Below are 11,822 nucleotides of genomic sequence, written 5' to 3' on the forward strand. Positions count from 1 at the left end.
CCGGAACGCGGTGCGTCGTGGTCGACACACCAGATACCGGAGACCTCGTTGGATGTGGCCGGTGGCCACGTGTCAGTGCGAGTTCTGCCCCAGCATGTGGGCCAGCGCCACCGCGCCGTGCAGCGTCGAGTTCCCGCCCATCAGCGACGACGTCACCACCGGGGCAGGTACGCCGGGCCGGGCCTGGGTGGCCATGTGCCGGGCGACCGTGTCGGCGAAGCAGGGGAGTCCGGCGGCGAAGCCCCCGCCCACCACGACCAGACTCGGGTGCAGCAGCTCCCGGACCCCGGTGATCGCCACGGCGAGCCGGTGGCAGGAGCGGTCCACGGACTGCACGGCCCACTCCTCGTCAGCGAGGAGGCCCTGCTGGAGTTCGTCGTACCCGACGTCGGCGCCGCGCAGCCGGGCCGCCCGGGCCAGGGTGGCCGGCCCGGAGGCCGTGGCCTGCAGGCAGCCGCGGCGTCCGCACCGGCACTTCGGGCCGTCCGCGTCGGTCACGAGGTGGCCGATCTCGAAGGAGCCGCGGTCCGGCCCCGGCCACAGGACGCCGTCGACGACCAGACCGCCGCCGACGCCCGTGCCGACCCCGACGTAGAGCAGTACGTCGTCGCAGCCCGAGGCGCGGGCCTCGGCCAACGCGCCCAGGGCCCCGTCGTCGGCCCATCCCACCGGTATGTCCCCGAACAGCGCGTGGAAGGTCCGCCGTGCGTTCAGGCCGAGCCATTCGGGCCGGTTCGGCCAGGCCGTGACGAGTCCGTCCGTGCCCACGGCGGCCGGGAGCGCGACGCCCACGCCGGCGAATCCGTCGGGAACCTGCTGTCGAAAGAGCTCCACCTCCGCGGCGAGTTGCGCGAGATCGGACTCGAGGCCGCGCCCGTGCCACCGGAAGACGTGTTCGCGGACCACCCCCGTGTCGGTCTCGGCCCGCAGGGCGACCTTCGTGCCGCCCAGGTCGAGTCCGAGCCAGGTCCCGTCCCGCGGCGGCTTCCGGCTGAGCGGCACGACGCGGGCTATCACCCGTGACCTCGAACGGGGACGGGTGGACACAGCGCCAGCAGTTCCAGCGGGGAGCGGATCACCACATCCGGGCCGGAGCGGAGCAGGTCGTCCTCGTCCACGGTCGCCCAGGTCGCCGCCACGGAGGTCACCCCGGCGTCGCGGGCGCAGCGGATGTCGGCCGGCGCGTCGCCGACCATGACGGCCCCGTCCGGTCGCGCGCCGATCAGGCCGAGTGCCCGCAGCACGATGTCGGGGGCCGGCTTGGGATGGGCGACCTCGTCGGAACCGACCACCTGGTCGAAGTACTCGATCAGTTTCAGGGTGGTCAGCAACGAGCGCGCCCGCGGTCCGGCCTTGCCGGTGGCCACGGCCAGCCGGAAGCCCCGGTCCCGCAGCGTCTCGAGCAGTTCGAAGACCCCGTCACAGACGGGTACCTGGTCGGCGAGCCGGTAGCTCTCCCGGACGAACGGCTCCTCCATCTCCAGGGGCAGGCCCATCCGCCGCATGATCTCCGGAAAATACAGACCCTGATACCGCTGGTACTCCGCGAACGGGGCCGGCTCGTCACCGACCACCTCGGCGTACGCCACGGCGAAGGCCCTGCCCATCGTCTCGTGGCTGTCCACGAGGACGCCGTCGAGGTCGAAGACCACCGCGTCGCGCACCGGGCCGCTGGTCATCGGGGGGCCGCCGCGGTCGCGACCGGCTCGCCCGGTACCAGGGGACCGGCGGAGGCCGCGTAGATCGCCTCGATCGTGGCGACGATCCGGCGCACCCCGGCGATGGCGCGCCCCCGCGACGACGGGTCGGACAGCCGGTGTCGGATGTCGTCGAGCTGATGGTCGTACTCGGCGCCGATCGGCTCGACCGGCACCGCGATCTCCCGCGCCTGCCCCTGGCGGACGGCCGTGATCCGGGGCCGCGGCTCCCGGTTCGGGCTGAACCCGAACGTGGTGCGCAGCGTCGCGGTGCCCTCGCTGCCGTCGACCCGGATCGTGGTCGCGTCATGGGTGGCCGAGTGCGTGGCCCAGCTGGCGCGCACGCTCACGGACAGGCCGGTGTCGGCGACCAGGAATCCGCGCACGGTGTCCTCGACGTCGACCTCGACGTCCGGGGCCGGCCGATCGTGCCGCCAGGCCGCGGCCCAGCGGGGATCGTTCGCGTGGTCGTCCGAGGTGGACGCGGCGACCTGGTCGAAACTCACCGGACCGACGACCTCCTCCAAGACGTCGAGCAGGTGCCAGCCGAGGTCGAGGAGCACCCCGCCGCCGGCCTGCGCCCGGTTGGTGAACCAGCCCCGGGACTGGGGCACGCCGCGGGCCCGTTCCCAGGCCAGCTCGACGTTGCGGAGGCGGCCGAGTTCCGGCACGAGCTTGACCAGCTCCGCCACGTCGGCCCGGTACCGCGAGGCGCTGCCGGCCAGCAGCGTCCCCGCGCCGTCGCGCTCGGCATCGGCCAACGCGTCCGCCTCGGCGGTGGTCAGGCAGACCGGCTTCTCCACGAAGGTGGCGAAGCCCCGCTGCAGGAGGCTCCGCCCGAGCGAGGCGTGCACGTGGTTGGGTGCGGCGACCAACGCGAGGTCGGCGTCCCCGGCGCGCAGCCCGTCGATGTCGGCGAACGCCGGACGGTCCGTCGCGGCGGTGAACGCCTCCCGGGTGGCCGGGTCGGGATCGACGGCCGCCACCACCTCGTAGTCGTCGCGGGCCAGGAGTCGGGGCAGCCAGATCTCCCGGCCTGACCACCCGAACCCGATCAGTACCGTGCGGATCCTCATCCCGTGGCCACCAATTCGGCCACGATGGCCGCGGTGTCGGCGAGGTCCTGCTCGGAGGCGAGCAACGTCCGGTGGTGCAGCCACACGCAGTCCTGGCTGATCGCCTCGACGTTGGGGCACCGCTCGGCGACGGCGTCGACCGACTCCGCGGGTGCCCCGGTCTCCCAGAACGCCGCGGTCCGGTAGATCGCGCGGAAGGCGGCGAACGCCGGGATCCCGGCCTCGACCAGCCGGTCGACGAGCAGGTTGCGCCGCTCCTCCGACCAGCCGGGAAGGCGGAACATCGCCATGTAGTGCGGGTTGCGGTCGGCCCGCGGGTCGCCGGACTGCGGGCGGACGCCCGGGATCTGGGCGAGCAGGTCGGAGAACGCCTGCCACCGCTGGCCACGCACCTCGATCTGGGCGTCGAGGCGGGTCATCTGGGCCCGCAGCACGGCGGCCGAGAACTCGTTCATCCGCATGTTTGTGCCGGCGATCTGGTGGTGGTAGCGACGGTCGGTGCGGGGTCGGCCGCAGGAGTGCCGGAGGAACGCCTGCTCGTACATCTCCTCGTCGGGGAAGAGCACCGCGCCGCCCTCGCCGGCCGTCATCAGCTTGCCGTTCTGGAAGCTGAACACCGCGACGGAACCCAGCTCGCCGACCCGCTTGCCCTGCCACTGTGCGCCGTGCGCGTGGGCGGCGTCCTGGAGCAGCTGCACGCCGGAGTCGGCGGCGAGCTTGTCCAGCCCGTCCATGTCGGCGATCAGCCCGGCCATGTGGACCGGCATGATCACCCGGGTCCGGGACGTGATGGCGGCCGCGGCGGCGGCCACGTCGACGCAGTAGGTGTCCGGGTCGACGTCCACCGGGACGGCGACCGCGCCGATCCGCTGGGCGGCCTGCGAGGACGAGATGAAGGTGAAGCCCGGCACGATGACCTCCGTGCCCGGTCCCACGCCCATGGCCTGCAGGGCGAGCTCCAACGCGTGGGTGCCGTTGGTCACGGCCAGGGCGTGCTGGGCACCGTGGTACCCGGCGAACTCCCGCTCGAAGCTCTCCACCTCGGTGCCGCCCATGCGCCACCACTGACCCTGGGTGAGGGCACGGTCCAGCGCTTGGCGTTCCGTGTCATCGAATTGCGGCCAGTCCGGAAATTTCGGTGCGGGTCGAGGACTCATCTCCACTGCACTCCTTTTGTTTGCCTCCGGCCCGCGGCGATGAGCACTTTCCGAGCACTCTCGGCAACCCACCGTGGGGAGGATTCTCGTACCCGCCGCCATGTCGCGGACGACCCGGTGCACGAACTCCGGGCGATGTCCCGCTGCGGCTGGGCGATCGCGCTTTTTCCACACAGTACGAAGACAGAGTCAGGCGCGACTATCCCTCATCTTGACAGCGCATCGTTCCCGCCCCACGAACCATCCATTGTGGATCGGCTGGGTCAGAGCGGGATGTTCCCGTGCCGGCGCGGCGGAGTGTCCACCCGCTTGGTCGCCAGGAGCCGCAGCGCGCCAGCGACCCGCCCGCGGGTGTGCGACGGCGGGATGACGGCGTCGACGTAGCCGCGGTCGGCCGCGAGGTACGGGCTGGCGGACTCCTCGTACTCCCGGACGAGTTCCGCGCGTCGAGCGGCCAGCTCCCCGCCCTCCAACGCGGCCAGCTCCCTGCGGTTGAGGAGGTTGACGGCCGCCGAGGCCCCGGTCACGGCGATCTGCGCGGTCGGCCAGGCCAGGTTGACGTCGACGCCGAGGTGCTTGGAACCCATGGCGCCGTACGAGCCGCCGTACGCCTTGCGCGTGGTCACCGTGACCATCGGGACGACGGCCTCGGCGTAGGCGTAGATCAGTTTGGCGCCGTGCCGGATGATGCCGCCCCACTCCTGGTCGGTGCCGGGCAGGAAGCCGGGCACGTCCACGAAGGTCAGCACCGGGATGCCGAAGGCGTCGCAGGTCCGGATGAACCCGGCGGCCTTCGCGGAGGCGTCGATGTTCAGGCAGCCGGCGAGGTGCATGGGCTGGTTGGCGACCACCCCGACGCTGCGCCCGTCCACCCGTCCGAACCCGACGATGATGTTGGGCGCGAACAGCTCGTGCACCTCGAGGAACTCCCCGTCGTCGAGCACCCTGGTGATCACCCCGTACATGTCGTACGCCTGGATGGGCGAGTCGGGGACGATCGTGTCGAGTTCCAGGTCGGTGGCCGTGAGGGTCCCGGTGTCCGACCCGGGGTAGACCTTCGCCTCGGACAGGTTGTTGCTCGGCAGGTAGTCCAGAAGGGCTCGGACGTAGTCGAGCGCGTCGGCCTCGTCGGACGCCAGGTAGTGCGCCACCCCGGAACGCGAGTTGTGCAGGCGTCCGCCGCCGAGTTCCTCCAGGTCGACCTCCTCGCCGGTGACGGTCCTGATCACCTCCGGCCCGGTGAGGAACATGTGGCTGGTCCGGTCGACCATGACGATGAAGTCGGTCAGCGCGGGGGAGTACACCGCGCCGCCGGCGCACGGCCCCATGACCAGCGAGATCTGTGGCACGACCCCGGAGCACCGCACGTTGCGGTAGAAGATCCCGCCGTACTGCCCCATCGTGCCGACGCCCTCCTGGATCCGGGCGCCACCGCCGTCGTTGATGCCCACGAGCGGACAGCCGATCTTGACCGCCAGATCCATGACCTTGGCGATCTTCTCGCCGTGCACCTCGCCGAGCGACCCGCCGAACACCGTGGCGTCCTGACTGAACACCGCGACGGTGCGGCCGTCGATCGTGCCGGTGCCGGTGATGACGCCGTCGCCGTAGGGGCGGCGCGCCGCCATCGACGCGACGGTGGAGCGGTGTCGGGCCAGGGCGTCGAGCTCGAGGAACGAACCGGGGTCCAGCAACGCGTCGATCCGCTCGCGTGCGGTCCGCCGGCCGTTCGCGTGCTGGCGGGACACCGCGGCCGCGCCGCCCTGGTGCAGGGCGCTGTCGACGCGGTCGGCGAGGTCGGACAGCTTGTCGGCCGTGGTGTTCCCCTCGGGGGACGGGGCGTCGGCGTCAGAGGAGTCGACGGGCTCGATGGCAGTGGTGGTCCTCATGGTCGCGGAGCTTAACGTCGATGTTCCGGCGCGCCGACCCTTCGCGCGAAGGCCTACAAGCATTGAGGATGGCCGTGGTACCCGGGTCACCCTAGCCTCGACACCGTCGACTGCGGGAGGAGGCGGACCTCGATGGGTGTGATGCTGGGCGTCGGGTCGGCTCCGGTCTGTCCCGTGCGCCCGTGATGAACTCCGGGCGGCTCGCCCCGGTCGGCGATCCCACGGGTTGCTGTTCCCTGCGGGTCGCCGTCGCCGCCACCCGTCCCGCCGCGCAGCTGCCCGGCTGGCGGGACGCCACGCGGGTCCGCGGCGTCCGTGCGGCACTGCGGGGCAGCCCGCCGCTGGTGGCGTCCGGCGAGGTCGACCTGCTGTCGGCCCGGCTGGCAGCGGTGGCGCGGGGCGCGGCGTTCGTGCTCCTGGGCGGCGACTGCGCCGAGACGTTCGCCGGCAACACCGATGCGCACCTGCGGGGCAATCTCGACCTGCTGGCGCGGATGGCCGCCGAGCTGGGCCGCCGTTCGGGCCTGCCGACGGTGGGGGTGGCCCGGATGGCCGGGCAGTTCGCGAAGCCGCGGTCGGCGGCCACCGACGCCGACGGCCTGCCGGTCTACCGGGGGGACATGGTCAACGGCCTCGCCGCCGAGCCCGCCGCGCGCGAGGCGGATCCGGACCGGATGCTGCGCGCGTACCGGGCGTCGTCGACGGCGATCGACTTTCTGCGCGCGTCCGGGCACGGCCGGGTCTTCACGGCACACGAGGCGCTGGTCCTCGACTACGAGCAGGCGCTCCTGCGGCGCGAGCCCTCGGCCGGCTGGGCGCCGTACAGCGGCTCCGCCCACTTCCTGTGGATCGGGGAGCGGACCCGCGACCTCGACGGGGCGCACATCGCCTTCGCCGAGCTGGTGGCCAACCCGGTCGGGGTGAAGCTCGGGCCGCACACCACGCCGGAGGAGGCCGTCGAGTACGTGCGGCGGCTCGACCCGCACCGGGTGCCCGGCCGACTCACGCTGATCAGCCGGATGGGTTCACGGCGGGTCCGCGATGTGCTGCCGGCCATCATCGAGAAGGTGTCCGCCTCGGGACACGCGGTGGTGTGGCAGTGCGATCCCATGCACGGCAACACCGTCACCTCGGCCACCGGTCACAAGACCCGGTACGTCGACCAGGTCAAGGACGAGCTGACCGGCTATTTCGAGGTCCACAGGGGACTAGGCACGTTCCCTGGCGGCGTGCACCTGGAGATGACGGGCGACGACGTCACCGAGTGCGTCGGCGGCGGGGTCGCCGAGTCCGATCTCGGCGCGCGCTACGAGACCGCGTGCGACCCGCGGTTGAACCCCGCTCAGGCGTGGGAGATCGCCACGCTGGTGGCCGACCTGATTCCCACCGGGTACTGAACCCGCCGCGAACGTCGACCGGTGTGCCCACCCGGCCGACGTCCACGGTCGCGTCCGTCAGCGGAACGCCTGCACCCCGGTGATCGACCGGCCGATGACGAGTTCGTGGATCTCCTCGGTCCCCTCGACGGTGAGCACGGCCTCGAGGTTGGACATGTGCCGCATCACCGGGTGCGCGAGGGTGAGGCCGTTGGCGCCGAGCATGGTGCGGGCGCTGCGGGCGACCTCGATCGCCGACCGCGCGTTGGCGAGCTTGCCGAGGCTGATCTGCTCGGGCCGCAGCGTGCCGGCCTTCTTGAGCTGGGCCAGCCGCATCGCGGTCATGCTGGCGTGGGTGATCTCCACGACCATGTAGGCGAGTTTGCGCTGGGAGAGCTGGAAGCTCGCCAGGCTCCGGCCGAACTGCTCGCGGTTGCCGGTGTACTCCAGCGCCGCGGCGTAGCAGGCGCGGGCCGCGCCGATGGTGCCCCAGAGGATGCCGAACCGGGCCTCGTTCAGGCACGACAGCGCCGCGCCCAGGCCGGGGGCGTGCGGGAGGATGGCCGACGACGGCACCCGGACGTCCTCCAGCAGGATGTCGGTGCTGATCGAGGCGCGAAGGGAGAGCTTCTGCCGGATCTCGGTCGCGCTGTACCCGGCGGTGCCGGTGGGCACCAGGAACGCGCGGATGCCGTCCTCGGTCCCCGCCCAGATGACGGCGACGTCGGCGATCGTGCCGTTGGTGATCCAGGTCTTGGAGCCGTTCAGGACCCAGTCGTCGCCGTCGCGGCGGGCCGTGGTGCGCATCGAACCCGGATCGGAGCCCGAGGACGGCTCGGTCAGCCCGAAACAGCCGAGCGCGTCGCCGGTGGCCATCCTCGGCAGCCACTCCTGGCGCTGTTCCTCGTCGCCCCACCGGTGGATCGCGGTCATGGCGAGCGAACCCTGGACCGACACGAGGCTGCGCAAGCCGGAGTCCACGGCCTCCAGCTCACGACACACCACGCCGTACGCGGTGCCCGAGGCGCCCGCGCAGCCGTAGCCGGTCAGTTGCATCCCGAGAAGGCCCAGTGCGCCGAGTTCCTTGGCGACGTGGCGGGGTAGCTCTCCGCGCTCGTACCACTCATTGACCTGCGGCAGTAATTCGGTCGTCGCATAGGCGCGCACCGTGTCCCGCAGATCGCGTTCGCTGTCTTCCAATTCGTCGTCAACGGCGAGATAGTCATGAGGGTCAATGGCTGTCATTATTTCAACATGCCCGCCGATTTGGCGGGATGTCAAGCTGCTCACTCAACGGTATTCGTCCGGCAGAATGACGCGTCAATTCATCGCGGAACCGGGCCCGCGGCATTGTTCGGCGGTGGGCCCGGTTCTCGCGAACAACGGCTATCTCACACCCGGGTGATGGTCGCCAACCACGCCAGCACGCCACCGGGATTGTTGTTGTTGTCGAGCGTCGACGCCTCGATCGCGTCCACCCGCCACCCGTCGGCGAAGCTGGCCCGGATCTCGTCCTGGCTGACCCGCCGCGGCCCGTTGCCGGGCGGCTGGCGGTCACTGAAGCACAGCAGGAACAGCCGGGCGTCCGGGGACGTCACGGTGGCCAGGCTGTCGACGTAACGGGCCCGCTCCTCGTCGCTGAAGACGTGGAACAGCCCGATGTCCAGGACGGTGTCGAACCGCTCGCCCAGCTCGCCCAGAGCGAACGCGCTCGCCACCACGAACCGCGCCGGCAGGTCGCGCTCGGTGGCCTTGCGCCGCGCGATGTCGATCGCCGCCGACGCCGGGTCGATCCCGACCGTCGGCAGGCCGAGCGCCGCCGCCATCAGCGCGTGCTCGCCGGTGCCGCACCCCGCCTCCAGGACCCGGCCGCGGAACGCGCCCGACTCGGCGAGCCGGACAAGCGCCGGCTGCGGGCGTCCGGTCTCCCAGGGCGGCGTTCCCGCGTACTGCACGTTGAAGTGTTCCGGCGACAGCCTGCCGGTGAGCCGGCGCGCCAGCATCTCCAGCGTCGCGACCATCTCCTTGACCTGGTCGGGGTCCCCGATGCCGGCCGCGGCGGCGAGCAGCTCGTCGACAGGCGCCGCCGCCCGGTCGGAGGCGCTGTGCCGGGGGATCGGCCGGACGATGGTCCGACCCTCGTGATCCGGGTCGACCGCGGTCTCCAACGCGCCGACGTCCCGCAGCGTCGCGACGGACGCCAGGATGTGGCTCTCCGGGAAGCCGGTGCGCTCGGTGATCTCGGTGATCGACGTGCCCGGGTGGCCGAACACGTCGGTCAGGATGTGGCGTACGCCGATGGGCAGCCGGCGGAGCCCCGCTGTGTCAGGGATGGCCTCCTCGCCGATCTTCATCAGCTTGCGCCCCAGGTCGTGTAGCTCGAAGCCGTCCATGGTCGATCATCGTGGCCGCAAACGGGACCTGGCGCCATCCCGCACATTGACGGTGCGCGGCAAGAGCACCGCGGTCGGGTCACCGCAGCCACTAGCAGACTGAGGGATGCCGTTGCGGTGCGGCCCGGATCTAGCGTGGCTGGCGAGCACAGCACCATCAGGGCCGTACGAGAGAAGTGATCCTAATGACGTTGACCCAAGCCCAGCGGACACTGCCCAGCTTCCTCGCCTATCTCGACGGGCTGCGCGAGCGCGGCGATGTGCACTTCGACGACAAGGTGCAGGCCTGGCAGGTGATGGGCTACGACGACGTCAACACCGTACTGACGGACTCCGTGACGTTCTCCTCCGACGTCAGCGCCCTGGCCCCCAAGCAGGAGGACTTCGACCTGTTCAAGAGGGGCAACTTCGTCCGGCTGGACGATCCGGAGCACCGCAAGCTGCGCGGCCTGGTCAGCCAGGCGTTCACGCCGAAGATGATCGCCGGCCTCGAGCCGCGCATCGCCGAGGTGACCACGCGGCTGCTTGACGAGGCGGACGCCGCCGGCGGGGACCGGTTCGACCTGATCGACAGCCTCGCGTACCCGCTGCCGTTCATCGTGATCGCCGAACTCCTCGGCATTCCAGCCTCCGACCAGCTGCTCGTGCGCCGGGTGGCCGACACGTTCTTCGAGATCCACAACACCGACCCGGACGAGTCGCTGACCGAGCTCGGCGACAAGGCGGTCCGCAACGTGGCCCCGCTCATCCGCGAGTTGAACACGTACGTGCTCGACTTCGTCCGCCGGCGGCGCGCCCAGCCCGGTGACGACGACCTGACGAGCAAGCTGATGGCTGTCGAGGTCGACGGCGAGCGCATGGAGGACGAGGAGATCGTGGGCTTCATCGGCCTGCTGCTGCTCGCCGGCCACGTCACCGCGACGTCCACCCTGGGAAACACCGTCCTCGCGTTCGAGGAGAATCCCGACGCGGCCGCGCTGGTGCGGGCGGACATGTCCCTGGTTCCGGCCGCCATCGAGGAGTCGCTGCGCTTCCGGCCGCCGTTCCCGCGGCTCGGCAGGACGGCGACGAAGGACACCGTGCTCGGCGGTCAGGAGATCGCCGCCGGGGACTTCGTCCTGTCGTGGCTGACCACCGCCAACCGGGACGAGCGCGTCTTCACCGAGCCCGACCGGTTCGACATCCTCCGCACGTCCAACCCGCACCTGACGTGGGGGAAGGGCATCCACTTCTGCCTCGGCGCGCCGCTGGGGCGCCTGGAGGTCAAGGTCGCGCTGCGCATCCTGATGGAGCGGTACAGCGACATCAGGCTGGCCAGCGACGCACCCATCCACCTGCGCAACCCCTGGGCGATGATCGGCGTCAACAAGCTGCCGCTCGAGGTCCGCCGGTCCTGAGGGCCGTGCCGCCAGCACCTTTCACCATCCCGCCAGAGCCCACGCTCCACAGGCACGTGACCGCAAGGCCAGCCTATCCGCCGATCGGAGAACCTCGATGGAAAACCCGTCCCTCACCATAGTTCCGCAGGACAGCACGGATCCCCGCGAAATCTTCGCCACCGAGACCGCCCGGGCGTCCGCGCTGCCCCCGAAGCTGTCCGCGGTGCTGACCGAGATGGAGGACGTCGCCCGGAGTGAGGGGATCCCGATCATCGGCCGGCTGGAGGGAGCCATCGTCAGCATGCTGGCCGGGCTGCACCTCTCGGCCGGTGCCCGCGTGCTCGACATCGGCACCGCCATCGGGTACTCGGCGCTGTGGCTCGCCGACGCGCTGCCCGCGGGCGGCCGGATCGTGAGCATCGAGATCGACCCGGCGCGGGCCGCCCGGGCCGAGGACTACATCGCGCGGGCCGGTTACGCCGACCGGATCGAGGTGATGGTCGGCGACGCGTTCGAGCTCATCCCCGAGCTGGGCACGTTCGACCTGATCTTCCAGGACGTGATGAAGCACGCGTACTTCGGCAGCGACCCGTACCTGGCGCTGGAGCTGCTCAAGCAGTGCACCTCGCACCTGGCCGAGGACGGCGTCATGATCATCGACAACGCGTTCTGCGGTGGCCACGTGTTCGAGCCCGACGGCGCCGACACCGTCAACCAGGTGCTCGGGGTCCGCAGCCTGAACGAGGCGCTGGCCAAGGATCCGGCCTTCCAGAGCGTGATCGTGCCGCTGCGCGACGGGCTGTGGGTGGCCCGACGCGTCGACGGTGACGCGGAGGGCCGGGCCTGACCCGGTGG

At 71.3% G+C, this 11,822-nt stretch carries 10 protein-coding genes; 3 read left to right on the forward strand and 7 right to left on the reverse strand.

The annotated features are described in order from the left end of the window. Positions 1–72: 72 nt before the first annotated feature. The 5 genes from IW245_RS38425 to IW245_RS38445 all read right to left on the reverse strand — a co-directional run bounded on the left by IW245_RS38425 (position 73) and on the right by IW245_RS38445 (position 5,819). The gene (locus IW245_RS38425) at positions 73–1,017 is read right to left on the reverse strand and encodes an ROK family protein (RefSeq protein ID WP_233472972.1); all 945 of its coding nucleotides are present in this window, start codon (positions 1,015–1,017) and stop codon (positions 73–75) included. Next, a complete protein-coding gene (locus tag IW245_RS38430) occupies positions 1,014–1,679 on the reverse strand; it encodes an HAD-IA family hydrolase (RefSeq protein ID WP_197007961.1) in 666 nt (221 codons plus the stop codon). Before IW245_RS38430 ends, IW245_RS38425 begins: the two co-directional genes overlap by 4 nt. Beyond that, positions 1,676–2,773, reverse strand: coding sequence for a Gfo/Idh/MocA family protein (locus IW245_RS38435; protein ID WP_197007962.1), 1,098 nt, complete (start codon positions 2,771–2,773; stop codon positions 1,676–1,678). The genes IW245_RS38430 and IW245_RS38435 overlap by 4 nt, the downstream gene beginning before the upstream one ends. Then, a complete protein-coding gene (locus IW245_RS38440; RefSeq protein WP_197007963.1) occupies positions 2,770–3,930 on the reverse strand; it encodes a DegT/DnrJ/EryC1/StrS family aminotransferase in 1,161 nt (386 codons plus the stop codon). The genes IW245_RS38435 and IW245_RS38440 overlap by 4 nt, the downstream gene beginning before the upstream one ends. A gap of 263 nt (positions 3,931–4,193) precedes the next feature. Beyond that, on the reverse strand, positions 4,194–5,819 hold the full coding sequence (locus tag IW245_RS38445) for an acyl-CoA carboxylase subunit beta (RefSeq protein WP_197007964.1): 1,626 nt from the start codon (positions 5,817–5,819) through the stop codon (positions 4,194–4,196). Between the two features lie 185 nt (positions 5,820–6,004). Between IW245_RS38445 and IW245_RS38450 the strand changes: the two genes are divergently transcribed. After that, a complete protein-coding gene (locus tag IW245_RS38450) occupies positions 6,005–7,216 on the forward strand; it encodes a 3-deoxy-7-phosphoheptulonate synthase (protein ID WP_197008919.1) in 1,212 nt (403 codons plus the stop codon). Between the two features lie 57 nt (positions 7,217–7,273). Here IW245_RS38450 and IW245_RS38455 read toward each other — a convergent pair whose 3' ends face one another. Together IW245_RS38455 and IW245_RS38460 are read right to left on the reverse strand one after the other, a co-directional pair. Then, positions 7,274–8,431: an acyl-CoA dehydrogenase family protein gene (locus IW245_RS38455; RefSeq protein ID WP_233472989.1), complete on the reverse strand. Its 1,158-nt coding sequence runs from the start codon at positions 8,429–8,431 to the stop codon at positions 7,274–7,276. Between the two features lie 155 nt (positions 8,432–8,586). Then, a complete protein-coding gene (locus IW245_RS38460; RefSeq protein WP_197007966.1) occupies positions 8,587–9,588 on the reverse strand; it encodes a class I SAM-dependent methyltransferase in 1,002 nt (333 codons plus the stop codon). Positions 9,589–9,773: 185 nt separating this feature from the next. Between IW245_RS38460 and IW245_RS38465 the strand changes: the two genes are divergently transcribed. Together IW245_RS38465 and IW245_RS38470 are read left to right on the forward strand one after the other, a co-directional pair. Further along, a complete protein-coding gene (locus IW245_RS38465; protein ID WP_197007967.1) occupies positions 9,774–10,985 on the forward strand; it encodes a cytochrome P450 in 1,212 nt (403 codons plus the stop codon). Between the two features lie 97 nt (positions 10,986–11,082). Further along, positions 11,083–11,814 carry an O-methyltransferase gene (locus IW245_RS38470; protein WP_197007968.1) on the forward strand — a complete coding sequence of 244 codons (732 nt, stop codon included), beginning with the start codon at positions 11,083–11,085 and terminating at the stop codon, positions 11,812–11,814. Positions 11,815–11,822 lie beyond the last annotated feature (8 nt).

The sequence above is a fragment of the Longispora fulva genome (assembly GCF_015751905.1).
Classification (GTDB): Bacteria; Actinomycetota; Actinomycetes; order Mycobacteriales; family Micromonosporaceae; genus Longispora; species Longispora fulva.

Excerpts from the sequence above, each read along its gene's own strand:
- IW245_RS38470 (WP_197007968.1), top strand. The coding sequence starts at position 11,083 with ATGGAAAACCCGTCCCTCACCATAGTTCCGCAGGACAGCACGGATCCC.
- IW245_RS38430 (WP_197007961.1), bottom strand. The coding sequence starts at position 1,679 with ATGACCAGCGGCCCGGTGCGCGACGCGGTGGTCTTCGACCTCGACGGC.
- IW245_RS38450 (WP_197008919.1), top strand. The coding sequence starts at position 6,005 with ATGAACTCCGGGCGGCTCGCCCCGGTCGGCGATCCCACGGGTTGCTGT.
- IW245_RS38460 (WP_197007966.1), bottom strand. The coding sequence starts at position 9,588 with ATGGACGGCTTCGAGCTACACGACCTGGGGCGCAAGCTGATGAAGATC.
- IW245_RS38440 (WP_197007963.1), bottom strand. The coding sequence starts at position 3,930 with ATGAGTCCTCGACCCGCACCGAAATTTCCGGACTGGCCGCAATTCGAT.
- IW245_RS38465 (WP_197007967.1), top strand. The coding sequence starts at position 9,774 with ATGACGTTGACCCAAGCCCAGCGGACACTGCCCAGCTTCCTCGCCTAT.
- IW245_RS38445 (WP_197007964.1), bottom strand. The coding sequence starts at position 5,819 with ATGAGGACCACCACTGCCATCGAGCCCGTCGACTCCTCTGACGCCGAC.
- IW245_RS38435 (WP_197007962.1), bottom strand. The coding sequence starts at position 2,773 with ATGAGGATCCGCACGGTACTGATCGGGTTCGGGTGGTCAGGCCGGGAG.